We start from the raw sequence: 21,511 nt of genomic DNA, 5'->3' as shown, positions 1-21,511 counted from the left end.
TTATCGGATTGATTGAGCTCAAGCAATTGACGAAGCAGTACGGAAAAGCCGGAACCTTAACCACTGCGTTGTCCGAATTGGATTTGTCGATTGAAAAAGGAGAAATTTTCGGAGTGATCGGACACTCCGGTGCAGGTAAAAGTACATTGATCCGTTGTATCAATTTGTTGGAGCGTCCCACCTCGGGCGAGGTGTGGGTGAACGGTAAGAACTTAACGTCGCTTGGCAAGAAGCAGCTTCAGACGGAACGCCGCAAAATCGGCATGATTTTTCAGCACTTTAACCTGTTATCTTCCGCGACGGTGTACGATAACATTGCGTTTCCGCTGCGTCTGATCAAGACGCCGAAGGCTGAGATGGAACGCAAGGTATCCGAACTGTTGGCTTTGGTCGGCTTGGAGGCGCATCGGGACAAATACCCGTCCCAGCTATCAGGCGGTCAGAAGCAGCGGGTCGGCATAGCCAGAGCGCTCGCAAGCGATCCCGAAGTGCTGCTGTGCGACGAGGCCACTTCGGCGCTTGACCCGCAGACCACGGATTCAATCCTGCGCCTGCTGCTGGACATTAACAAAAAGTTTCATCTGACGATCGTGCTGATTACCCATGAGATGCATGTGATTCAGAGCATATGCGACCGGGTCGCCGTCATTCATCAAGGCGGCATTGTGGAGCAAGGGCCGGTAACGGAAGTGTTCCTGAAGCCGAAGCATGAAGTGACCCAGGAATTTATCCGCCAGGAGATGGACAGCGGCGAAGCGCTGCGGCTGGCCATTCAGGGCCAGGCGAATGGACCTTCAAAGGCGGTGCAGATTACGTTCCTTGGTTCGAAAACGTACGAATCGATTCTGTCCCATACCGTTCATGAGACGGGCGTGAATTTTGCGATTCTGCAGGGCACGATCTCCACGATCAAAGAAACGCCGTATGGCCAGCTCATCGTCCGTTTCGAAGGGGAAGAGCGTGCCATAGAAGATACGATCCGGAAGCTGCTGGAACAAGGATTAGACGTGGAGGTGATTCATTAATGTTCGGGCTTGATTTTACCCAGATCGACTGGAAAGAGATATGGACGGCAACATTGGATACCCTTCGGATGCTGGGGGCTTCGGCATTGTTCAGCTTCATCATCGGACTGCCGGTTGGCGTGCTGCTCTACATGGCTGCAAGATCTACATCCGGTTTGGTGCGCTTTGGTTACACGATCCTGTCGTTCATTGTGAACATCCTGCGTTCGGTTCCGTTCATTATCCTGATCGTTGCGATGATCCCGATTACGAAGTCGCTCGTAGGTGTTTCGTACGGCGTGCTGGGAACCATTCCGCCGCTCGTGATCGGCGCTGCCCCATTCTTCGCCAGGCTCGTGGAAACGGCTTTGAATGAAGTGGATAAAGGCGTGATTGAGGCGGCTCATGCCATGGGCTCCTCGACAAGCCAAATCGTATGGAGGGTTCTCCTCCCGGAGGCACGTCCGGGTCTGCTGGCGGGGATGACCATCACGATTGTAACCCTGGTATCTTATACCGCGATGTCCGGTCAAGTCGGGGGCGGCGGATTAGGGGATTTGGCCATCAAGTATGGCTATTACCGTTATGAGACCGAGATCATGATTCTGGCCGTTGTGTTGATGATCGTGCTGGTACAGCTGCTGCAAATGGCAGGAGATCGCCTGGTGCGGCATTTTACAAGAAAATAACGGGATTGATGAGGCTTCAAGGAAGACAACATATAAATAATATATTTTTTCGGAGGGAGAGTTTTAGAATGAAAAAATGGACATTAGCATTGATCAGCTTGACCTTGGTTACGGTGCTGGCTGCGTGCGGCAGCAAGCCTGCGGATAACGCATCCGAGCCAGGGGGAACAACGGGAGGCGGCGGTCAAGAGACCGTGACCTTGAAAGTAGGGGCTTCACCTTCACCGCACGCCAAAATTTTGGAGCATGTCAAACCAGCGCTTGAAAAAGAAGGCGTGAACCTGGAAATCGTAGAGTTCACGGATTATGTTCTGCCTAACACGCAAGTGGATTCCAAAGAAATCGACGCGAACTTCTTCCAGCACAAGCCTTACCTGGATAACGAGATCAAAGAGCGCAAACTGGATCTTGAGTCCGTGATCGCCGTGCATGTGGAGCCGCTGGGTGCGTACTCCAAAACCATTACATCTGCGGATGAGCTGAAGGATGGAGCTGTTGTAGCCATCCCGAATGATCCTTCGAATGCGGGCCGTGCATTGACGCTGCTGTCCAAGAATGGCGTCATTAAGCTCGAGGATGAAACCAAGCTTGAAGCTACCGCCAAGGATATCGTGGAAAATCCGAAGAACCTGGAGTTCAAGGAAGTTGAAGCCGCCATGCTGCCGCGTATGCTGGATGAGCTGGATCTGGCTGTCATCAACACGAACTACGCGCTGGAAGCGGGACTGGACCCAACGAAGGATGCACTCTTTATCGAAGACAAAGAGAACCCTTATGCCAACCTGCTGGTAGCTCGTCCGGACAACAAGGATTCCGACGCCATTCAAAAATTGGCGAAGGCGCTGACTTCCGAGGACGTGAAAACCTTCATTGAAGAAGAGTACAAAGGCGCCGTCATCCCGGCATTCTAATTCGAGTTCCAAAGCTCGAATATGCTGAATATAAATTTTTCGTATTTGTAAAGAAAGGGTATTATCCCAAAAGAGACCTATCGGTCTTGAAGGATAAGCCCTTTCTTTTTTTGTGTCTACGCCCATCTCTGCCGGGTTGCAAGTTGTTAGGCCTTATCAAATCTTTTATACTGAAGGAAGGATATCCATCTAAGGAGGGAAAGCCTTGAAGGGAAAAGTGGCGCTGATTACAGGCAGTGCGACAGGTTTGGGAAAAATGACAGCTTTGTCGTTAGCCCGGCAGGGATGTCATCTAGCCATAAATTATGTAAACAGCAAGGATGAAGCGGAGGCGCTTTCCCGTGAGATTGAGGGGTTTGGCGTGAAATCCATTGCAATTAAAGCCGATATCGCCAGCGAACGTGAGCTGTATTCATTGGTCGATCAGACGGAGGAGCGGCTGGGCAGCATCGATATCCTTGTTAATAATGCGGGACCGTTCATTCGGGAGCGTCGTCTGTTCTCAGAGTACAGCCGCGACGAAATCGTACATATGGTGAATGGCAATTTAACCGGCGTCATGCTGCTGGACCACCGCGTTCTGCCAGCCATGCGGGAGAAAAAGTGGGGACGCATCATCCACTTCGGTTTCGGACATGCCGGAGAAGCCCGCGCGTGGCCTCAACGTTCAGCCTACGCGGCTGCCAAGGTGGGCCTGGTTTCCTTTACGAAGACGCTTGCGGTGGAAGAAGCACCGTATGGAATCACCGTGAATATGATATGTCCGGGGGACATCCGCGGAGCAAATAAAGAGAAGACCATCGATGAAGTGTCAGGCATTCAAGATGGGCTGACCCCGCGCGGACGATCGGGAAGCGGGGAAGACGTTGCGAGAGTGATCGAATACCTATGCCTGGATAAGTCGGATTTCATTACCGGCAATATTATGGATATATCCGGCGGGCTGGACCCGATCCGCCCGTTGATTAAACCGGAATAACATATCATTCTCTAAATAGCTCCACAAAGTGGAGCCTATGCTTCCGATTCTTATTCCAAATACTTTGAGGGGACCCCAAAACACATAAATGCGATTAAAGAATGGCTTACGCTTCGCTGAAAACTTATACATTCTTTAATCTCAAAAAAAAGAGTCTTGATTCCACGAGGGAACCAAGACTCTTTATAGTTAAAGAAGATTTAGAATACTTGAACTACTTCTTGAATGCCTTCTACTTCTTCAACCAGGGCGCGTTCAATCCCTGCCTTCAGAGTAATGGTGGAGCTAGGGCAGCTGCCGCATGCACCCATCAATTTCAGCTTAACGATGCCGTCTTCAACGTCAACCAGTTCCACGTCACCGCCGTCGCGCTGCAGGAACGGACGAAGTTTATCAAGCACTTCAGCCACTTCATCATATACAGTGGTTTGCGTGTTTTCACTCATCTTGTTCAACTCCTTTCCTCCCTATATTATAGTACATAAACCGGCAAAATAAAATGCCAATCTTAAGGCAGGTCTTATAACAATGTCCATTATCATTGAGTTTTGCACAAGCAATTCCTATTTCGGCACGGATAAAGTTCTCCAGACGCTTGAAGCCGAGTACGATTGTCAAGTCATCGAATACGGCTGTCTGACCAGCTGCGGTCAGTGCTACCTGATGCCCTTCGCTTATGTGGATGGCGAATGGGTCGAGGCCCCTACGGCAGAAGAGCTGCTTGACGTTGTCAAAGCTAGGCTCGAAAGCTTTCAGGACAGCGAAGAGGAAAGCTGACGCTGGATACCTGGCATATTCCGTAAGGAGCAACAACGCGTCTGCAACTGCTGGGAGCTAGTAGTGACGCTTGGATTTCCAGAGAACACCGCTCTTCAATATCCTTGGTACCCGGCCCAGCACCGAAGTGCTGCCCATGAGTCCAAAGCCTGCATGTTTGCCGAGGGAGCCGAGGGTTCCCTTGAGCTTCAGCGGAGATACCTTTGGCGTATCCTCACGCCATATAGCTTTCATGACATGTCCCACTTGCTCGGCTTGAGCCCCGGCCGCTTGCGCGCTCGGGACGAACGGGAGGCTTGCGCAGTCGCCGATCACGTATACTTCCGGATGGGACGGAACCTGATACCACTCGTTCAGCAGAATACGTCCGCTGCGGTCTTTTGGCAGATCGAGATCCTGTACGACCTTTACGGGCTGAATGCCCGCCGTCCATACAGCCAAGTCGGTTGGGATAGGCACATCCAGATTGTACACGGCGTCCTTCTCAACTCGGGATACGGAAACGCCGCTGTGGATATCCACATGGTGTTCCTCAAACCAGCGATGAATATAAGCAGACAAACGGTTAGGAAAAGAAGAAAGTACCCGCTGTCCCCGGTCCAAGATGGCGATATTAAGGTCAGGCCGGCTTTCACGAAGATCGGCAGCGAGTTCGATGCCGCTTAAGCCTCCGCCAATGATATGAACATGACCATAAGGTCTGAGGTTGTTCAGGTGCAAATAGGTTTCCCGGGATGCAGAGAAAGATTGCAGGCTGAACGTGAATTCTTCAGCGCCCGGTACGCCATGATAACGGTCCGTACATCCCAGAGCAATGGCGAGTTGATCGTATTCCACGGGATCGTTGTTCGTCAGGTTAACAAGCCTCTTCTCCAGATCAATGGATGTGACTTCACCATATACAATTTGGAGGCGGTCATACACCGGGAATTTAACACGAACGGCGGTATCGGCCACGGTGCCTGCTGCCAGCGCGTAATATTCGGTTTTGAGTCCTTGGTATGGCATGCGGTCGATGAGCACGACCTCCACGTCCGGAGGAAGATAGCTGCTGAATAATTCTTGAATTAGGGCAAGACCACCATAGCCTCCGCCGAGAATGACGAGCTTTTTCATAAATTTCTTCCTTTCTCAAGAGATAAGAAGGTGAGCGCCGATTCGCAAGAAAAACGCCGCTAGAAGCGGCTTAGGTTACCCACGCTATATTATCTCTTTAACCTGTTTTCCGTTTTTTGGAACGTCTCTCGTTTGCTTAAATCCCTGCTGGTAAGACTTATTCGTAAACCTTGATCTCGTTGTAGAAGGTATCGCGTTCAACCGGAATCCGGCCTGCGCCTTGAATGAGCCAGACGAGCTCTTTGCGTGTCAGCCCTTCCGGTGTTAAAGCTCCTGCAGCATGGCTGATACGTTCTTTCAGGATCGTACCATGGACGTCGGAAGCGCCGAAGCTGAGAGCCACTTGAGTTAATTGCGGCCCGATATTAATGAAGTACGCTTTGATGTGGTCGATATTATCGAGCATCAGACGGCTGATGGCAATGGTTTTCAAATCTTCGTAGGCCGAGTTGCGGCGCATGATGCCTGCATTCTTATTCTTCGGCTGCATGGACAGCGGAATGAATACCATGAATCCATTGGTTTCATCCTGAAGTTCCCGAATTTGCAGCATATGGCGGATCCGGTCCTCATGGCTTTCGATCGATCCGTACAGCATGGTGGTGTGCGTCTTCATACCAAGCTTATGTGCGGTACGATGAACGTCGAGGTATTGATCCACGTTGGCTTTGTCCACCTTCATCTTCTGACGATATTGGTCAGACAGAATTTCGGCGCCGCCGCCTGTTAAGGATTGGAGACCTGCTTTTTGCAGTTCTTGGAGTACTTCCTTTGTGCTAAGTCCGCTAATGCGAGTGAAGAATTCAATCTCTGCCGCGGTATAGGCTTTCAGAGTTACTTCCGGGAAACGCTCGCTCAATGCCTTCAGGGAATCTACATAGTACTGGAACGGCACATGGTTATTATGTCCGCCAACGATGTGAAATTCACGAATGCCGGGATGAATATGCTGCTCGACATACTCGATCATCTCAGCGCCGGACAGGGTATAGGAGCCTTCCTCGCCTTGATCTTTCCGAAAATTGCAAAAAGCGCAGTGGGATTCGCATACATTCGTGAAATAGAGACTCATGTTCTCAATGAAGTAAACTTTTTTCCCGTTCTTGCGCAAATTGGCTTCATTAGCCAGCTGCCCGAGGGTCAGCAGGTCATCGGTTTGATACAAATACACACCGTCTTCAAGATTCAGGCGTTCGCCGCTTTGGACTTTCGCAACGATCTCGGCCATTCTCTGATCGGTAAATGGTGTCACAATTGTGGACATGTTCAATCCTCCTGTTCACACTTGACCTGCATAGAAGATCCAGCAGAAAAAGCGATCATAAAGTGAATCACTCCCCTAAGGGAACGGTCCGTTTATAGTGGTATAACAACAAACATCAATAATGGGCTGAATAATTAAATAAGTTTGTGAAAAAATATACAACTGTGGACCAGCCATAACCTTTGCCGCTTTTTAACCGGGGTATGTGACAATTATCCAACAGTTGCCGCCCATGTTCCTTCCCTATTATAAACCTGACCCCTCGGGGTAGCAACACAAATAGAGGAATTGAAAATAGGTTTGTCATTACATATCAAAAGCCATCATAACAACCTTGAGCGAATTCGCGAAGAGGAGTATACTTAAAGAGTGAACGAAAAGGAGGGTGACCTATGATTACAATCAGCGACTCAGCTGCAGAACGTTTAAAAGAAATGCTTGCTGAACAGGAAACGCCCAATATGTTCCTTCGACTGGGTGTCACTGCCGGCGGTTGCAGTGGTTTTTCATATGCAATGGGCTTTGACGATAATGAAACGGAAGCAGACGTATATATGGATCTGCAGGATATGAAGGTCGTTGTCGAGAAGGACGATCTGAAATACCTGAACGGTCTGGAAATCGATTTTGAGGAATCCGGCATGACCGGGGGCTTCACCATCCACAATCCGAACGCGACCGTAACGTGCGGCTGCGGTTCGTCATTCCGTACGGCAACGGATGCGGGCAAACCGAACGAAGAGCCTTGCTAATAAGGACGCTCTAGAGGGTTAAGCCTAAGTCAACAGTTAAAGACCTCTCCCGACAATCTTTATCGCAGAGGTCTTTTTTGTGCTATGGGAAACATTAGCTAGGGCCATTTGAACCCAAAAAGCAGCCAACTCCGTGAAAAGGGGAGGCTGCTTTTTTTTGGGTTCTACCTATCCGATCAAACCGGAAAGAAGAAGGTATCGTTCAGCATCAGCACAATCATGCCGGCGGCCACAAGCGAAAATACGATGCAGCCCGCTCCGAGTCCTCTGCGCTTATCCTTGATGAACTTGAAGCCCATAATAAAGATAAGAACGGTGATGGCGGCAAGGGCAACCGACATGCCGACAATGGCAATCCAGTACAATATTTCAAACAACGCTGCCAAGGTGACAAAGCCTCCTTTATGGGTATCCATGGTGGTGGATGTATTACGGACAAAGCTCTGTTCTTACTATACGATAGATCACATCATTTGCAAAGGGAGGCTGCCGTGAGGCCACAAGAACCCCAATTATTAGGCATACCATCACGGACAATCATCCAAGACAAAAAGCGGATAGGGGAATAGGATAACGTATGTCATGAATAAAAGGAGGCGAAAGCAGCATGGCGGGAAGACAACTGGCCAGCAAGTGGCTGAAGACGGAAGCGCTGCTGACCGATCCGCAGGTTGCTCCCTACATTCCGGCTACCCAGTCGTATGGAGGGGATACCCTGGTCTCAATGCTGGCCGAACACGAAATGGTCGTGATCAAGCCGATTATAGGAACCGGTGGTAACGGAGTCATCCGAATACAGAAGGACGGAACGGGATACTTGGTAACCCATAAGAGGCGTACTGTTCATGTAGATACATTGAATTCCCTGTTATACGTATTGAGCAGAATGAGACTGAGACGGCGCTATATGATACAGCAGGGTATTCATCTGGCTAAAATTCAGGGACGTCCGCTGGATTACCGTGTAAAGGTAGTCAAGGATCGAGGGAGATGGGTATTCCGGGCCATGCTTGGGCGGCTCGCGAGCCCAGGGCTTTTCGTGACGAATATTTGTAAAGGGGGGACGCTGCTTCGTTGTGGTCCTGCACTCCGGCTGTCACTGCCCCATATTAATGCAAAGGAAAAGCGCAATGAAATGCGCCACGTAACCAGACAGTGCATAGCGATACTGGAATCCCATTTTCCAGGGATCGGGGAATTGGGATTTGATTACGGATTAGACAACGAGGGCAAGATTTGGATTTTGGAGGTTAATACAAGACCAGGCTGAATTTTTGTTTAATAATCCCAAATGAAATCGTTTATATGATTTTTTAATAGGGTAATAAAAAAATAACCACAATCTACCGATATTATAATTGATCAATTTTTTTTATAGTAGATTTTCCCCATATCCTGTGTATAACATTTATCCCCATAATCCACTTTGATATGACCCTGTTTTTTACACTTACCAACAAATTATACACAGGATTTCCACAAGAGGTTGTGGATAAGCGAACAGTTGTTCCGTTTTAGCATGTCTGATATGATAGATTCAGGAAATTTGAGGAAGGGGTGTGAGAGGGATGGCTATGTTGACGGATGAGATGCTTCTCGATTCCTATCATATGGCTGTTGAGTTGAAGTTGGAGCGAGAGTTCATCACTCTACTGCTAGCCGAAATTCATAAACGGAACTTGGACACCGATTCCGGCAGCATCCTGCATTAATCAGATTTTTCGTATATAGAATAGATAAATTACGACATGATACGTATATAATGTGGGAGCTTTCAACCAAGTTCTACATATGGTTTGAAGAATAGAAAAGGTATCTTCGATTCCGGGGCGGCGCAACCCCTCGGAATGAAGATACCTTTTTTTCTGTGAATATAGATGTATATAAAGGTAAAATCCTCAATGACCTTACAATTTCATGTTACTGCTGTGGCCCGGAGCCAATCTGGCTTCAGGATCGAAGTAAACCTTGGCATTGTTCACGGCGGTAGGTGCTTCACCAAATCCAACAGCGATCAGTTTGACCTTGCCCGGATAGGTGGTGATATCGCCGGCTGCAAAAATACCCGGGATACTTGTTTCCATACGGGAATCCACCACAATGGAGTTGCTTTCGATGGCGATGCCCCATTCGGAGATCGGACCGAGGGAGGACACAAACCCGAAATTGACAATGACATCGTCCACTTCAATCTCTTGCGTCTCTTTGGTTTTAATATGCGAAAGCGTAACCTTCGTAATCGTGTCCTCACCGTGTAATTCAGTGATTTCGGTTGGCGTAACGATATTCACCTTCGATGCCATTAGCTGCTCAACGCTATGCTCATGGGCACGGAATTTGTCACGGCGGTGAACCAGTGTAACCTGCTCGGCGATCGGCTCGATCATGAGCGCCCAGTCTACCGCGGAGTCGCCGCCGCCGCTGATGAGAACCTTCTTACCATTGAAGCGGCTGAGATCGTTGACGAAATAATGAAGGTTGGTCTTTTCGTATGCTTCTGCCCCTTCAATCTCCAGTCGACGAGGTTGGAACGCTCCTACACCAGCTGTAATGATAACCGCTTTGGCATGGTGTTCGCCCAGATTCGTTTTTACGACAAAATGACGTTCTTCGAGTTTTTCGACAGCCTGTACTTTCTCTTCAAGACGAATGTCCGTTTTAAAGAGCTCCATTTGGGCCGACAGATTGTTCACAAGCTCTTGAGCGGTTACTTTCGGAAAGCCTGCTACGTCATAAATATATTTCTCAGGATACAGCGCAGCCAATTGGCCTCCAAGCTGAGGCATGCTCTCGATAAGTTTTACCGAAGCTTGGCGCATTCCGCCGTAAAAAGCAGCAAACATACCTGCAGGTCCGCCACCGATAATCAAAAGATCCGTCATATTGCTGTCTTGTGGCATCGTTGTCATGCGGTAAGCACCTCCATAAAATGAGTTTATATTCGAATCAGACAGACGTTCTTGTCCGGATAAAGCTGATTCAAGAATTCCTTACCTATTATAATCGTCCCGAACCGGCATGAAAAGACGAGAATTGAGTTAAAATACCTAACAATGGAATGGATGCGCTTACTTAGCAAGTAAGGGGATAAATGGCGGAATCATTTGCACATTATATGGCAAAAAAATTCTTGATATTTGCATAGTTTATGCATATGATTAACGTGATAACTTGTGTTCATTACAGGGTAGTCCTATATATTGTCAGCTGGTGCAACAGTAAGGGAAACCTTAGTCTTGCAGCTATTTTTGAACCTTTAATGAACCATCAGGTCAAATGATGAAACGGGCTCTGATAAGGGCTCTTCTCTTTTTTTGGATGCAATTTCACAGAATGTTAACATGTGCACCATACTGTATATATAAAGAGTAAGCTGGAAGGAGCAATAGAATGAGCAGCATACCGAAGATCGTAATCCTTGGCGCGGGTTACGGGGGCATATTGACAGCGCAGCGGCTGCAAAAAGAGCTGAATTATAATGAGGCCGATGTTACATTGGTGAATCGCCATGATTATCATTATATTACAACGCATTTGCATATGCCGGCAGCAGGAACAGACAGCATTGAGAACACCCGGGTATCCATTTCCAAGTTGATAGACGAATTCAAAATCGACCTGGTCAAATCCTCGGTTCAGGAAATCCGCCTTCACGATAAGAAGGTTATTCTTGAAGATGGAACGTTATCCTATGATTATCTTGTCATTGGACTCGGCGGAGAGCCGGAAACCTTTGGCATTCCAGGTCTTGCAGAGCATGCGATGACAATCCGAAGCATCAACTCGGTACGATTGATTCGTGAGCATATTGAGTATCAATTCGCTTTATATAAAAATGAACGCAGACCGCAAGAGCGCATTAACTTTGTGGTTGGCGGCGCCGGATTCAGCGGCATCGAGTTTGTAGCCGAGCTGGCGGACCGCATTCCGAGACTGTGCAAGGAATATGACGTCGATCCGACGCTGGTGAATATCTATAATGTCGAAGCCGCCCCTGCCGCGCTGCCGGGGTTTGCACCGGAGCTGGTGGAGTACGCCATGAACGTTCTTGAGAAGAAAGGCGTTACCTTCAAGATGGGCATTGCGATCAAGGAATGCCTGCCAGGCGGAGTCATTCTGAACAATGGCGAAGAGATCCGGGCGGCAACGGTGGTATGGACCGGCGGCATCCGCGGGAACCGTCTGGTGGAAGCAGCCGGTTTCGAAACGATGAGAGGCCGCGTCAAGGTTGATGAATATTTGCGTGCTCCCGGATACGAGAACATTTATATTATCGGCGATAACTCCCTCATTTTTAATGAGGAAGGCAGACCTTATCCGCCGACCGCCCAAATGGCGATGCAGCAGGGCGTGTGCTGCGCCCAAAATATCGTTGCGGCGATTCGGGACAAGTCGATGCGCAAATTCGAGTTCCATAATAAAGGCACGGTTGCTTCCCTCGGCCGGGGCGAAGGCATTGCGGTTGTCGGGGATAAGAAATATCAGGGATGGAAAGCGGCTCAGCTGAAAAAGTTGGTTGATCTGCGCTACCTCTTCATTATTGGAGGAATTCCGCTCGTCCTGAAAAAAGGTAGGTTTCTATAAATGAGACACTGCAGCGTTCAAGTACGGGGGCTGCTCACGAGAGATGAGCTGGATCGCTATAATGCGCTGATGGAGGTCGGCTCCTATCTGGAGTCGCAAGAGAAGTACGATCTGGCCTATACCATTCAGCAGGAAGTCGACATTCTCATTCTTCCTGCTATTGAGCGGCTCAAGGATAAAGGACGTGCCCGGGACCGGGCGACGGCTGAATATCTTGAAACCTTGCGTAAGCAAGAGCAAGATGAGGACGACAGTGAGTAATAGAAGAAGGGATGCTCTCATGATGAGAGCATCCCTTTTTGTGTGCATGCTTTTTATGTGCAGAAGGAATTATACTTTCATTAAATCTGTAAATGAAGCCTGATCGAGCAGGTTGCCAACATAGAAAGGACCAAACTCGCCGAAACGCGCACTGACTTCGTCAAATCTCATTTCGTACACGAGTTTCTTGAACTGAAGAGCGTCGTCGCTGAACAGGGTTACGCCCCATTCCCAGTCGTCGAATCCAACGGAACCGGTGATGATCTGTTTCACCTTGCCGGCATAACCGCGGCCGATCATCCCATGGCTCTTCATCATCGATTTGCGTTCATCCATGCTCAGCATGTACCAGTTGTCCGACAAATCCCGCTTTTTGTTCATCGGATAGAAGCAGATATGCTTCGATTTTGGCAGAGCCGGCTTTAGACGGGCAATGACATGCGGATTCTGCATCGGATCCTCATCGGAGGAGCCGGCCAGGTAGTTGCTCAGCTCGACAATGCTTACATAAGAATAAGCCTTGGTGGTGAACTGGGCGAACGTTGTTTTGTTAAAGGCATTCTCGATCGCGTTCAGCTCTTCCAGCGTCTCGCGCAAAAGCATGAATACGAAATCGGCTTTTTGACCGACGATGGTATATACAGCGGTGCTGCCCTGCTGGGCAGCTTCGACGGCATCCCATTCCTCGAGGAACGCATTCAGCTCGTCCAGCGCAAAAGCACGTACTTCTTCATCTGCAGCTTTCCAGGCCGGCCAATTGATGGTGCGGAAATCATGCAGCGCATACCAGCCCTCAAGCGTCATTGCAGCTTCGTTCATGTGATCACTCCTAAACGTTATGTTCGTTATAATTGAAGCGGATGACCGCTTGCATTAACTTCCTATATTGTACTGTAAGCGCAGTCGGAAGGGCAAACGCCGACACAATGTATTCACGATTGTTCGTTGATCTGTGACATTATTTTTAGTAAACTAGCTATTAGCTAAAGCTTGGTGTGCTGTTTCTTGCTGCAATAAAGTAGAATAGCTGCTACGCGTAGGTGATAAAGAAGAGGTGAAAACAGCGATCATGCTTCAATTTATTCCTGTGCTCGTGCTGATGATTTTGTTTTTTGTCATGATGTTCGGTATCGGTTTTATCCTAAATATGTTGATGAAGACGACCTGGTTTCCTTGCTTTCTGTTCGTGATTGTCATTTTGCCGGTCGTTGTATACAGCTTGTGGGATCGGGGCCAAATGTCGTTCTGGACTCACGTCGGATCATTCCAACTGGTGGATTACTTAACGGGAGTTGCAGGTCTGATTGGTGCCTACATGAGCGGATGGACCATTAAGACATTGCGTATTAAAGGCTTTAGAATGTTTTAACGCGCTAGGCGCAAATTGAATGTAGTGTTGATGGCGGCTCTGCAATACCTGGGGGCCGTCATTTATTATTTGTGGAAGCATGCAAATGGCGGGCGCACGAATTCCAGAATTTTTGATGCGAAAGAACCGACTTCGAAACGACGGATTTATGATAGAATAGAGGAAGTCTATTTTTGGGCGACAGGGGGAGCATAAACGATGCGCATGACTAATTTTTTACATTTTACCGAGAACCACCGTTACTGCGTATACCGTGACTTCTGCTTAAGCGGCCTGGATGACAAAATGCTTGGTTCGATTTATCAACCGATGGTTGGCGCGTTTGCTGTCAGTCTGTACCGTCTTCTCGTATCGCATGTGCCGGTGGAAAAGGTGGGTTACTCGGCCATTGAACAGCAGCGTAGATTGTTTTTGACATTAGGGCTTGAGCCTAGTGAAAAAGGACGTCGCTTTCTCATTGAGCAAACTTCCAAGCTGGAAGCGGTAGGTTTACTACAGACAAGCCGGATGTTTGTCCCGGAGACGGATGACCATATCTATGAATATGAGCTGCAAGCACCGCTCAGTCCAGCGGAGTTCTTTAACACTCAGCATCTGACGCTGCTGCTTCGCGACAAGGTGGGGAAATTCGCCGTTCTGTCGTTAAGAGAAGAGCTTTGGAGCAAGGAACCCCTTGAATGGTCCGGTATTTCCTTCAACAAGGAGAACATTTCGGTTCCCTTTTATGATATTTTTGAGCTGAACACGCATGTCATTGATTATGAACTGGAGCAAGCGCTGGAAGAGGTCGCGGTGTCACGGAAGTCCGTGGTGCCGCCAAATCCGCAAGGTGAAGGTCTGAACTATGCAGATATTATTCTCCGTTTCCCGCGTGAATCCCGCAATCGGGTCTTTGTGGAGCGTCTTCGCTACGACCATGAGCAGATGGGCATTGTGAATTACGTGGTGCGCAAATACGATCTCAGCACGCAGGATTTGTGCCGCCTGCTGGACGAGGACGGCATCTTTACCGAGCATGGCGAGGTCGTGCTGGATGATCTTCAGCACAAGGCCAGTCTTCACTTTAGGCAGGGAATGAAGATGCAGGAGAAGCGGCAGATTACGGCGGGCAAGGTCGTTGCCTTGCATCAGGAGATGACGGCCGATCCGGAAGAGCCGGCACAGGAGCATGCGGTAGAGATGGAATATTATGTAGAGGTTCCTGCTCAGTTCCAATCGAAATGCGATATTCACCAATATAATATGATGCTTCGCAACGAGCCTTATACCCGGCTGCTGCAGACCTTCTTCCCGGGCTCGGTTCCCGCGCAGTTTTTGGACATCTTCGAAAAAATCGACTTGAGCTACAAGCTGCCGGGTGAAGTCATCAACGTGCTCATTCATTATTTAATGTCACTCATGGCCGCAGGCGGCGAGCAGCGCATCAACCGTAATTTCGTGGAGGCCATTGCTTCCAATATGCTGCTGAAGCAGGTGAACAGCTATGAGAAAGCTGTTCAGTATATACGTGATCAAGCCAAGATGAAAGGCAAGCAGAAGGCAACCACACAACGTACGCGTACATACGCTAAAGGCGGAAAGGTGAAGCCGGAAATTCCTGTAGCTCTGGAGACCGATCAGGCGGAGGCCGTATCGGATGAGGAATTCGAGGAAATGATGCGATTTGCGGCAGAAATGCAGGCTGGCAACAAGAAGGGCGGATAAAGAAATTCTGCTGTAGAGAGGAGGGAACAAGAGATGGAGTCCCTTGGTGAACTGCTGGAAAGCATGAAAAGTCCTGCGCTCCGGCGCAGAACCGAGCAGATTACGGAGGATTTGCTCAGGAATCCTCTGATTCAAGCATTGCGGAGCGAATACCCGGAGATCGATGACCGGGTTATACGTTTGAATTTAAGCAAACTGTATCAATATGCGGGAGATCAGGCCCATTGCAAGGCATGTCCGGGTCTGGACCGATGTCCGAATGATTTCCAGGGACATTTCAGCAAGCTGGATATCCAGCGGATGAACGGAACCGTGGAGATCTATGAGCGAAAGGCGCCGTGTTCCCTGCAGATGGCGAAAACCAATGAGGATCAGATCAAAAAACGGATTCGCAGCTTTTATGTCGATGAGCATGCCTTGAACGAAGGTTATGACAATATGGAGATTATGGCGAAGGATCGCTTGCGTGCACCTGCGGTACACCAGGTCTTTAAGTACATCCGGGATACGAAGGAGAATGGCTTGTCCCCGCGCGGCTTGTATCTCACCGGTTCGTTTGGTACGGGTAAGACCTACCTGATGGGCTACCTGATGCATGAGCTCGCGAAAGTGGGCCATTCGGGCGTTATCGTGTATATGCCCGATTTCGTGGAAGATCTGAAGACCATGATGCAGGACGGCCAGAAGCTGAAGGACATGGTGGAGACGATGAAGCATTGCGATCTGCTGATCTTTGACGATATCGGAGCGGAGAATTTGAATCCGTGGGTTCGGGATCATGTCCTCGGTTCCATCCTGAATTTCCGGATGAACCGGCTGCCGACCTTCTATACGTCGAACTATCCGCTCGACGGGCTTGAACAGCATCTCAGCTTCACGAGCAAGGATGGGGAGGAGCTTCACAAAGGGCAGCGGTTGATGAACCGGATTGCGCCTTTTGTGGATGTCGTTCATTTATTTGGCGAGAACCAGAGAGGGAAATTCTAGCATGGCAAGCAAACTTCCTATGGACAAACTTCCCTAAATTGTAAAAAGTCTGATCCCGTTAGCGTATGGAACGCGGCAGGATCAGACTTTTTATTTGTGCACAAGGAGTCATCAAGTATTAGCCGACCAAGAACTTGATAATGACGAATCCGAAAAAGATGATGGTCATGAAACCGAACATCCCCACGAAGCCCATCATCAAATCGCCAAAGTCATTGCGTGGTTCTTCATTGATGTGCTCCCGTGGATCGTTAACGCGTACGTTTACATCCATGGTGCTTGCCTCCTCAAAAGGTGAACATGCCGTGCCAACACGAAAAACTTGACAGTCACCCGACTTGTTACTAGTAGTATACCCAATGCGCAAATCATTTGTAAAGATTGCATAAAAATCCCGTGAAATCCTCTTTCTTTAGGTGAGTATATTTCACTTTTTCCGGCCGATTGTGGTATACTAAATTCGTCGACCCATTCGACAGTTATGATTCGCACTATACCTGATCTTATCCTGTGAGGAGGAGAATACAATGGCTATCGTCAATGTTACCGACCAAACCTTCGTGAATGAAGTTGAAGGTCAAGGAACGGTTGTAGTTGATTTTTGGGCGCCGTGGTGCGGCCCTTGTAAAATGCTTGCTCCGATTCTGGACGAATTGTCTTCAGAACTCGGCGATGATGTAAAAATTGCTAAGGTGAACGTGGATGAGAATCCGGAATCCGCAGCACGTTTCGGCGTGATGAGCATTCCGACCATGATTTTCTTTAAAGACGGCCAGCCTGTCGATAAAGTGGTAGGTCTGAACTCCAAAGAAGCCTTGAAGGGCATCATTGCAAAACATCAATAAGCAGGATTGTCCATAGATGCAATCTGCTTTCATACAGCGCCTTCGGTTAAACCCGGAGGCGCTTTGTGTGGTTATTCATAATGGTTTATATTTAGGGTTAATACTATATAATCTCCTTGGAGAGGAGGAACAGCATGGACGATTATGCCAAACAGCTGCAGGAGCAGGAGAAGTCGCTGGAGAATATCCGCCACAAGCTGGCATTGCTGCCGGACCAGCCCGGCTGTTACTTGATGAAGAATCATGAAGGCACGATTATTTATGTGGGCAAGGCCAAAGTGCTGAAGAACCGGGTACGCTCTTATTTTACCGGAAGCCATAACGGGAAGACCCAGATGCTGGTTTCGGAAATCCGCGATTTTGAATACATTGTGACCGGCAGCAACATGGAAGCCTTGATTCTGGAATGCAACCTCATCAAAACCCATCAGCCAAGATTCAACGTGCTGCTGAAGGATGATAAAACCTATCCGTATCTTAAAATAACGAATGAAGAGCATCCCCGTCTGGAAGTGACCAGAAGGGTGCTTAAAGATAAAGCCAAATACTTTGGCCCCTACCCGAATGCTTATGCGGCACAGCAGACCAAAAAGCTGCTGGACCGGATGTACCCTTTGCGCAAATGCGGCGTCATGCCAAAAGAAGTGTGCTTGTATTATCATATGGGCCAATGCTTGGCTCCATGTGTGAAGGAAATTCCGAAGTCTGCTTATGAACAGATCACCGGGGAGATTACGTCATTCCTGAGCGGCGGGCATGAAGAGATCAAGAAGGAACTGCAGCGCAAGATGCAGGAGGCCGCGGAGGACTTGTATTTCGAGCGTGCCAAAGAACTGCGGGATCAGATCATCCATATCGATACGCTAATGGAGAAGCAGAAGATTACAACAACGGATACGCGGGACCGCGACGTATTCGGTTACGCTGTGGATAAAGGCTGGATGTGCGTACAGATTCTGTACATGCGCCAAGGGAAAATGGTGCAGCGCAACAAGTCTGTTTTTCCGTTCTACGGCGATGCGCACAGCGACTTTATGTCTTTTATTGCCCAGTATTACAGTGATAATCCTGCATTGCCGCAGGAAATTCTGCTGCCTGAGCCTCTGTTGATAGACGAGGCTGATCCAGAGTCGGTTGCGGGAACGGCTGCGGATGAAGGTGGACGAAACGCCGAGGCAGCCGTGGTTACGGCGAATCCGCTTTCCGCAGGGACATCCGATGAACAGCAGGCAGCCCTTGCCGAGGCACAGGAGAAGCAGGCGGAAGCTGCTGGCATCGTGGATGCAGCCGGAGGGGCTGCCGCCCTGCAGGAATGGCTCGGCGTGAAGGTGCATGTCCCGCAGCGCGGCTTGAAGAAACAGATGGTGGGCATGGCATTGGATAATGCGAAGGTGTCCTTAGACGAGAAATTCCGCTTGATTGAGCGCGATGAAGAACGCACCTCGGTCGCAGCGGCAAATCTGGGCGAAGTGATCGGCCTCCAGTCGCTGAACCGGATCGAGGCATTTGATAACTCGAATATTCAGGGGACCAATCCGGTATCGGCCATGGTCGTCTTTACCAATGGGAAACCGGACAGGAAGGAATACCGCAAGTACAAGATCCGTACCGTGCTGGGACCCGACGATTATGATACGATGCGTGAAGTGATCCGGCGGCGGTACGAGCGCGTCTTGAAGGAGAACTTGCCGCTTCCCGATCTGATTGTGGTCGATGGAGGGAAGGGACAGATTTCCGCCGCCATCGATGTACTGGAGAATGAGCTGGGGTTATTTATCCCGGTCTGCGGGCTTGTGAAGGATGCCAAGCATAAAACAGCGCAGCTCATGGTCGGAGACCCGCCGGAGCCGGTTACGCTGCCCCGGGACAGCCAGGAGTTCTATTTGCTGCAGCGCATTCAGGATGAGGTTCACCGTTTTGCGATTTCCTTCCACCGCGAACAGCGCGGCAAATCGATGGTATCCTCCAAGCTGGATTCCATCCCGGGCATTGGAGAGAAGCGCCGCAAGCTCCTGTTGAAGCATTTTGGCTCGGTCAAAAAAATAAAAGAGGCTTCAGTCGAAGACTTCAAGCCCCTTTCAATCGGTGAGAAATTAGCAACGGAAATTCTTAAGGTACTTCGTGAGGAGGAGTCGTGACATACGGCTTCTCTTTTTTTGTTGGATTGAAACGGTAAATCGCATACGCGACCATCGCCGGAAGTACCATGTAGAAAGCACCGATCAGCAAGTTGCTGGTGTCCTTGAGCAGTATCAGGCTAATGCCCATCAAGATGCTGTTAAAGATGACATGGGAGAACATGGCCGCCAAATACCCGTATTTCAAAAAGATGTAGCTGAACAGCAAGCCGATGATAACCAGTTCAATGGGCCGGGAAATTACAGGGTATATCGGATAGAGCGTATGCCCAAGCGCCCAAATGAGCGAGGTAATTAAACTGGCCACAAACGTATTGCGGACGATCTTTTTCACCATTTTGATGCCGAACAGTCGATAGACGGCCTCCTCGGATATGCCGGCCAGCCAAGCCATCAGTGGAAACAGCCAAGGATAGAGCATGTTATAAGGAGACTGTGTGGCATCCGTGGTGGACCATGTATTCAAGGTTAGGCCCAGAACGACAAAGATAATGGATTGGACCCCAAGCAGGATGAAAGCCCACATATACCCCAGCTTCATGCTGTCCAGTACATACTGTCCGTATCCGGGTTCTTTGGCTCGAGGCCATGGATTGAGTCCGTCTTCTTTTTGCCATAGCCCGTTGCCCCCGACAAGGGAGAAATAGAGCAGCGCGGAGAAGATAAGCGAATAGACCGCATAAAAAATCATCATTCCGATTATACCGGTTTGCGACATCCCCTCGGATTGGAAAACGGGAATCAGATTATACGTATTCAGCATCTGAATGATAAACAGCAGCGCCGATAGGAACAGGCCGCGCTTAAAGGACGTATAGGCTCTGGTCTTCACGCTGTATACAATCGCAAGAATGCCAAGGATGAGGGTGAACAGGCCATACCCTGCAAGCGTCAGCAGCGTTGCATCCTGTGTCTGCTTGTTGACATAGGCGGAATGGGCGGCCGGGACTGAAAAGGATGGCTCATAGGAGCGTAATTTCCCCTGTTCGAAGGTGAAACGGTGCTCCAATCTGGAATCGCCAATCTTGGATTCCGGGTCCACATACCGGAGCCGGGGTTCCCCTTCCCGCGTAACCAGCTCCAGTTGCGACGGATCATAGCCCGCTCGCTGGAGCCAAGGCTCTGCGAGAGCTTGCTTCTCGGCTAATGACATGCCGTCCTCGACGACAAGCAGCATCTGCCTTTGTACATCGCCCTTGTTCAGCTCAATCCGTTCATAGCTGGAGCGGGCGAAATCGTACGAGAAGCCGACGATGCCTGAATTTTGCATGTGCACGTCCACATTGAGGGCATCGCCTCCCGGTTCGCTGAAGCGAACGCGGTATACGTCATAGGGATATTTGGCTTCATAGGTTTTGTTGTATTCCGAAAGTTTCTTTTCCTTCGCCAGATATCCGTAAAGTTCCGATTTGGATTGATATGTAACCAATGCGTCATCCGTTTTTGCAGCCGTAAACTGCAAATGCTGCTGAGCAAAGCTTGAAGCCGCTTGCCGAGCCTGCTCCTTGGATATGATATTCGGGGTTGCCATCTCGGTCGAATCCGGATTCGTCGACGGAAACACCTGAAATAATAGGAACAGAATCAGGCCGACTGCGGCAGGCGCGATGAGCTGTTTCAGATTGGGCTTCAGCTTCAAGGCCTCTCTTGCACGATTCATGAAATTCCTCCTCTAAGAAAGTTGATACTCCCACTGGTATTCGATATGCCTGATTAAGAACGCATAGAGTCAATATAACATAGTTATGAAAGTCATTAGCAGCTTATCCCAATATCCGGAATAATGAAATAAATCGATGAAAATGAATGAAAAGTTTCGAAAACGTTAGAGAACCCTATGCTTGTATTCTTGAATATGCCCAATTCGCGTTCTTTTAAAGATTTTTTGGGTGAAAAACGGCATTGGGTTACGTACCGGATTGCGTTATAATCACATCATGCTTCAAGGAACCGAATATTCCAGCCGAATTTCGTACTGAAAATGGGGGAACCATGTAATTGGGGTGAATTTCATTATTCCTAGAATAATGAATAGGGCGACCTGTGGAAATGCCCGAATCCGTCAGCTAACCTCGTAGGCTGCAGCACAGGAACCAGACCGTAAGGGCACTGCGTTTTCCAGTGTCTTTTT

23 protein-coding genes and 1 riboswitch are annotated in these 21,511 nt (G+C 49.1%); of the genes, 15 read left to right on the top strand and 8 right to left on the bottom strand.

Translation table 11 applies throughout. The annotated features are described in order from the left end of the window. Nucleotides 1–8: 8 nt before the first annotated feature. From OHJ21_RS20295 to OHJ21_RS20280, 4 genes are all read left to right on the top strand, one after another. Nucleotides 9–1,025: a methionine ABC transporter ATP-binding protein gene (locus OHJ21_RS20295; protein ID WP_127593495.1), complete on the top strand. Its 1,017-nt coding sequence runs from the start codon at nucleotides 9–11 to the stop codon at nucleotides 1,023–1,025. Further along, a complete protein-coding gene (locus tag OHJ21_RS20290; protein ID WP_076324846.1) occupies nucleotides 1,025–1,693 on the top strand; it encodes a methionine ABC transporter permease in 669 nt (222 codons plus the stop codon). The genes OHJ21_RS20295 and OHJ21_RS20290 overlap by 1 nt, the downstream gene beginning before the upstream one ends. A 68-nt stretch (nucleotides 1,694–1,761) precedes the next feature. After that, complete coding sequence (locus OHJ21_RS20285; RefSeq protein WP_486020973.1) at nucleotides 1,762–2,604, top strand: MetQ/NlpA family ABC transporter substrate-binding protein; 843 nt, start codon at nucleotides 1,762–1,764, stop codon at nucleotides 2,602–2,604. Between the two features lie 205 nt (nucleotides 2,605–2,809). Then, entirely contained in the window at nucleotides 2,810–3,583 is a 774-nt protein-coding gene (locus OHJ21_RS20280) for an SDR family oxidoreductase (protein WP_100539233.1), read from the top strand. Between the two features lie 200 nt (nucleotides 3,584–3,783). Here the strand turns inward: OHJ21_RS20280 and OHJ21_RS20275 are convergent, their stop codons facing one another. Further along, nucleotides 3,784–4,029 carry a NifU family protein gene (locus OHJ21_RS20275; RefSeq protein ID WP_006212609.1) on the bottom strand — a complete coding sequence of 82 codons (246 nt, stop codon included), beginning with the start codon at nucleotides 4,027–4,029 and terminating at the stop codon, nucleotides 3,784–3,786. An 82-nt stretch (nucleotides 4,030–4,111) separates the two neighbouring features. Here OHJ21_RS20275 and OHJ21_RS20270 point away from each other — a divergent pair, with 82 nt between their 5' ends. After that, the gene (locus OHJ21_RS20270; protein ID WP_100539232.1) at nucleotides 4,112–4,360 is read left to right on the top strand and encodes a YuzB family protein; all 249 of its coding nucleotides are present in this window, start codon (nucleotides 4,112–4,114) and stop codon (nucleotides 4,358–4,360) included. A gap of 57 nt (nucleotides 4,361–4,417) precedes the next feature. On the opposite strand, the gene OHJ21_RS20265 is transcribed toward OHJ21_RS20270, so the two are convergent. Then, nucleotides 4,418–5,476, bottom strand: a complete 1,059-nt coding sequence (locus OHJ21_RS20265; protein WP_100539231.1) for an NAD(P)/FAD-dependent oxidoreductase — start codon at nucleotides 5,474–5,476, stop codon at nucleotides 4,418–4,420. Nucleotides 5,477–5,633: 157 nt separating this feature from the next. Continuing rightward, nucleotides 5,634–6,740 (bottom strand): aminofutalosine synthase MqnE, encoded by a 1,107-nt coding sequence (gene mqnE, locus OHJ21_RS20260; RefSeq protein WP_100539230.1) that lies wholly within the window; start codon nucleotides 6,738–6,740, stop codon nucleotides 5,634–5,636. A 392-nt stretch (nucleotides 6,741–7,132) separates the two neighbouring features. Here mqnE and OHJ21_RS20255 point away from each other — a divergent pair, with 392 nt between their 5' ends. Continuing rightward, nucleotides 7,133–7,492 (top strand): HesB/IscA family protein, encoded by a 360-nt coding sequence (locus OHJ21_RS20255; RefSeq protein ID WP_076324840.1) that lies wholly within the window; start codon nucleotides 7,133–7,135, stop codon nucleotides 7,490–7,492. 176 nt (nucleotides 7,493–7,668) lie between these two features. Here OHJ21_RS20255 and OHJ21_RS20250 read toward each other — a convergent pair whose 3' ends face one another. Beyond that, nucleotides 7,669–7,878 carry a hypothetical protein gene (locus OHJ21_RS20250; RefSeq protein WP_100539229.1) on the bottom strand — a complete coding sequence of 70 codons (210 nt, stop codon included), beginning with the start codon at nucleotides 7,876–7,878 and terminating at the stop codon, nucleotides 7,669–7,671. Between the two features lie 221 nt (nucleotides 7,879–8,099). Here OHJ21_RS20250 and OHJ21_RS20245 point away from each other — a divergent pair, with 221 nt between their 5' ends. Both OHJ21_RS20245 and sda read left to right on the top strand, forming a co-directional pair. Continuing rightward, nucleotides 8,100–8,762, top strand: coding sequence for a YheC/YheD family protein (locus OHJ21_RS20245; protein WP_100539228.1), 663 nt, complete (start codon nucleotides 8,100–8,102; stop codon nucleotides 8,760–8,762). Between the two features lie 298 nt (nucleotides 8,763–9,060). Next, nucleotides 9,061–9,204 (top strand): sporulation histidine kinase inhibitor Sda, encoded by a 144-nt coding sequence (sda, locus tag OHJ21_RS20240; RefSeq protein WP_006212600.1) that lies wholly within the window; start codon nucleotides 9,061–9,063, stop codon nucleotides 9,202–9,204. A gap of 195 nt (nucleotides 9,205–9,399) precedes the next feature. On the opposite strand, the gene OHJ21_RS20235 is transcribed toward sda, so the two are convergent. Next, nucleotides 9,400–10,401, bottom strand: coding sequence for an NAD(P)/FAD-dependent oxidoreductase (locus tag OHJ21_RS20235; protein ID WP_486020972.1), 1,002 nt, complete (start codon nucleotides 10,399–10,401; stop codon nucleotides 9,400–9,402). 481 nt (nucleotides 10,402–10,882) lie between these two features. On the opposite strand from OHJ21_RS20235, the gene OHJ21_RS20230 reads away from it, so the two are divergent. Continuing rightward, entirely contained in the window at nucleotides 10,883–12,076 is a 1,194-nt protein-coding gene (locus OHJ21_RS20230) for an NAD(P)/FAD-dependent oxidoreductase (RefSeq protein WP_100539226.1), read from the top strand. Then, nucleotides 12,077–12,337, top strand: a complete 261-nt coding sequence (locus OHJ21_RS20225) for a hypothetical protein (RefSeq protein ID WP_100539225.1) — start codon at nucleotides 12,077–12,079, stop codon at nucleotides 12,335–12,337. Between the two features lie 69 nt (nucleotides 12,338–12,406). On the opposite strand, the gene hemQ is transcribed toward OHJ21_RS20225, so the two are convergent. Beyond that, nucleotides 12,407–13,156 carry a hydrogen peroxide-dependent heme synthase gene (gene hemQ / locus OHJ21_RS20220; protein WP_100539224.1) on the bottom strand — a complete coding sequence of 250 codons (750 nt, stop codon included), beginning with the start codon at nucleotides 13,154–13,156 and terminating at the stop codon, nucleotides 12,407–12,409. Between the two features lie 250 nt (nucleotides 13,157–13,406). Here hemQ and OHJ21_RS20215 point away from each other — a divergent pair, with 250 nt between their 5' ends. The 3 genes from OHJ21_RS20215 to dnaI all read left to right on the top strand — a co-directional run bounded on the left by OHJ21_RS20215 (nucleotide 13,407) and on the right by dnaI (nucleotide 16,397). Beyond that, nucleotides 13,407–13,706: a YuiB family protein gene (locus OHJ21_RS20215; protein ID WP_015737411.1), complete on the top strand. Its 300-nt coding sequence runs from the start codon at nucleotides 13,407–13,409 to the stop codon at nucleotides 13,704–13,706. A gap of 198 nt (nucleotides 13,707–13,904) precedes the next feature. Next, complete coding sequence (locus OHJ21_RS20210; RefSeq protein ID WP_326117956.1) at nucleotides 13,905–15,410, top strand: replication initiation and membrane attachment family protein; 1,506 nt, start codon at nucleotides 13,905–13,907, stop codon at nucleotides 15,408–15,410. 33 nt (nucleotides 15,411–15,443) lie between these two features. Then, a complete protein-coding gene (dnaI, locus tag OHJ21_RS20205) occupies nucleotides 15,444–16,397 on the top strand; it encodes a primosomal protein DnaI (protein ID WP_100539222.1) in 954 nt (317 codons plus the stop codon). A 118-nt stretch (nucleotides 16,398–16,515) separates the two neighbouring features. On the opposite strand, the gene OHJ21_RS20200 is transcribed toward dnaI, so the two are convergent. Beyond that, nucleotides 16,516–16,671 carry a hypothetical protein gene (locus OHJ21_RS20200; RefSeq protein ID WP_006212594.1) on the bottom strand — a complete coding sequence of 52 codons (156 nt, stop codon included), beginning with the start codon at nucleotides 16,669–16,671 and terminating at the stop codon, nucleotides 16,516–16,518. Between the two features lie 253 nt (nucleotides 16,672–16,924). Here OHJ21_RS20200 and trxA point away from each other — a divergent pair, with 253 nt between their 5' ends. Further along, a complete protein-coding gene (gene trxA / locus OHJ21_RS20195; protein ID WP_009592891.1) occupies nucleotides 16,925–17,242 on the top strand; it encodes a thioredoxin in 318 nt (105 codons plus the stop codon). A 134-nt stretch (nucleotides 17,243–17,376) separates the two neighbouring features. Next, the gene (gene uvrC, locus OHJ21_RS20190) at nucleotides 17,377–19,380 is read left to right on the top strand and encodes an excinuclease ABC subunit UvrC (RefSeq protein ID WP_100539221.1); all 2,004 of its coding nucleotides are present in this window, start codon (nucleotides 17,377–17,379) and stop codon (nucleotides 19,378–19,380) included. On the opposite strand, the gene OHJ21_RS20185 is transcribed toward uvrC, so the two are convergent. Then, nucleotides 19,352–21,040 (bottom strand): CPBP family intramembrane glutamic endopeptidase, encoded by a 1,689-nt coding sequence (locus OHJ21_RS20185; protein WP_486020971.1) that lies wholly within the window; start codon nucleotides 21,038–21,040, stop codon nucleotides 19,352–19,354. The two genes, uvrC and OHJ21_RS20185, sit on opposite strands and share 29 nt — an antisense overlap. A 291-nt stretch (nucleotides 21,041–21,331) precedes the next feature. Further along, nucleotides 21,332–21,476, top strand: a riboswitch (cyclic di-AMP (ydaO/yuaA leader). Nucleotides 21,477–21,511 lie beyond the last annotated feature (35 nt).

Source organism: Virgibacillus sp. LDC1, from assembly GCF_025792345.1.
Taxonomy (GTDB): Bacteria; Bacillota; Bacilli; order Paenibacillales; family Paenibacillaceae; genus Paenibacillus_AQ; species Paenibacillus_AQ lautus.
The sequence above is the reverse complement of the archived record's forward strand: the minus strand, read 5'-3'. Positions and strand labels throughout refer to the sequence as shown.

Coding starts and splice junctions, on each gene's coding strand:
- OHJ21_RS20235 (WP_486020972.1), bottom strand. CDS start 10,401: ATGACAACGATGCCACAAGACAGCAATATGACGGATCTTTTGATTATC.
- OHJ21_RS20270 (WP_100539232.1), top strand. CDS start 4,112: ATGTCCATTATCATTGAGTTTTGCACAAGCAATTCCTATTTCGGCACG.
- OHJ21_RS20285 (WP_486020973.1), top strand. CDS start 1,762: ATGAAAAAATGGACATTAGCATTGATCAGCTTGACCTTGGTTACGGTG.
- OHJ21_RS20210 (WP_326117956.1), top strand. CDS start 13,905: ATGCGCATGACTAATTTTTTACATTTTACCGAGAACCACCGTTACTGC.
- OHJ21_RS20225 (WP_100539225.1), top strand. CDS start 12,077: ATGAGACACTGCAGCGTTCAAGTACGGGGGCTGCTCACGAGAGATGAG.
- dnaI (WP_100539222.1), top strand. CDS start 15,444: ATGGAGTCCCTTGGTGAACTGCTGGAAAGCATGAAAAGTCCTGCGCTC.
- mqnE (WP_100539230.1), bottom strand. CDS start 6,740: ATGTCCACAATTGTGACACCATTTACCGATCAGAGAATGGCCGAGATC.
- OHJ21_RS20255 (WP_076324840.1), top strand. CDS start 7,133: ATGATTACAATCAGCGACTCAGCTGCAGAACGTTTAAAAGAAATGCTT.
- OHJ21_RS20265 (WP_100539231.1), bottom strand. CDS start 5,476: ATGAAAAAGCTCGTCATTCTCGGCGGAGGCTATGGTGGTCTTGCCCTA.
- sda (WP_006212600.1), top strand. CDS start 9,061: ATGGCTATGTTGACGGATGAGATGCTTCTCGATTCCTATCATATGGCT.
- OHJ21_RS20200 (WP_006212594.1), bottom strand. CDS start 16,671: ATGGATGTAAACGTACGCGTTAACGATCCACGGGAGCACATCAATGAA.
- OHJ21_RS20290 (WP_076324846.1), top strand. CDS start 1,025: ATGTTCGGGCTTGATTTTACCCAGATCGACTGGAAAGAGATATGGACG.
- OHJ21_RS20245 (WP_100539228.1), top strand. CDS start 8,100: ATGGCGGGAAGACAACTGGCCAGCAAGTGGCTGAAGACGGAAGCGCTG.
- OHJ21_RS20215 (WP_015737411.1), top strand. CDS start 13,407: ATGCTTCAATTTATTCCTGTGCTCGTGCTGATGATTTTGTTTTTTGTC.
- uvrC (WP_100539221.1), top strand. CDS start 17,377: ATGGACGATTATGCCAAACAGCTGCAGGAGCAGGAGAAGTCGCTGGAG.
- trxA (WP_009592891.1), top strand. CDS start 16,925: ATGGCTATCGTCAATGTTACCGACCAAACCTTCGTGAATGAAGTTGAA.
- OHJ21_RS20230 (WP_100539226.1), top strand. CDS start 10,883: ATGAGCAGCATACCGAAGATCGTAATCCTTGGCGCGGGTTACGGGGGC.
- OHJ21_RS20275 (WP_006212609.1), bottom strand. CDS start 4,029: ATGAGTGAAAACACGCAAACCACTGTATATGATGAAGTGGCTGAAGTG.
- OHJ21_RS20185 (WP_486020971.1), bottom strand. CDS start 21,040: ATGAATCGTGCAAGAGAGGCCTTGAAGCTGAAGCCCAATCTGAAACAG.
- hemQ (WP_100539224.1), bottom strand. CDS start 13,156: ATGAACGAAGCTGCAATGACGCTTGAGGGCTGGTATGCGCTGCATGAT.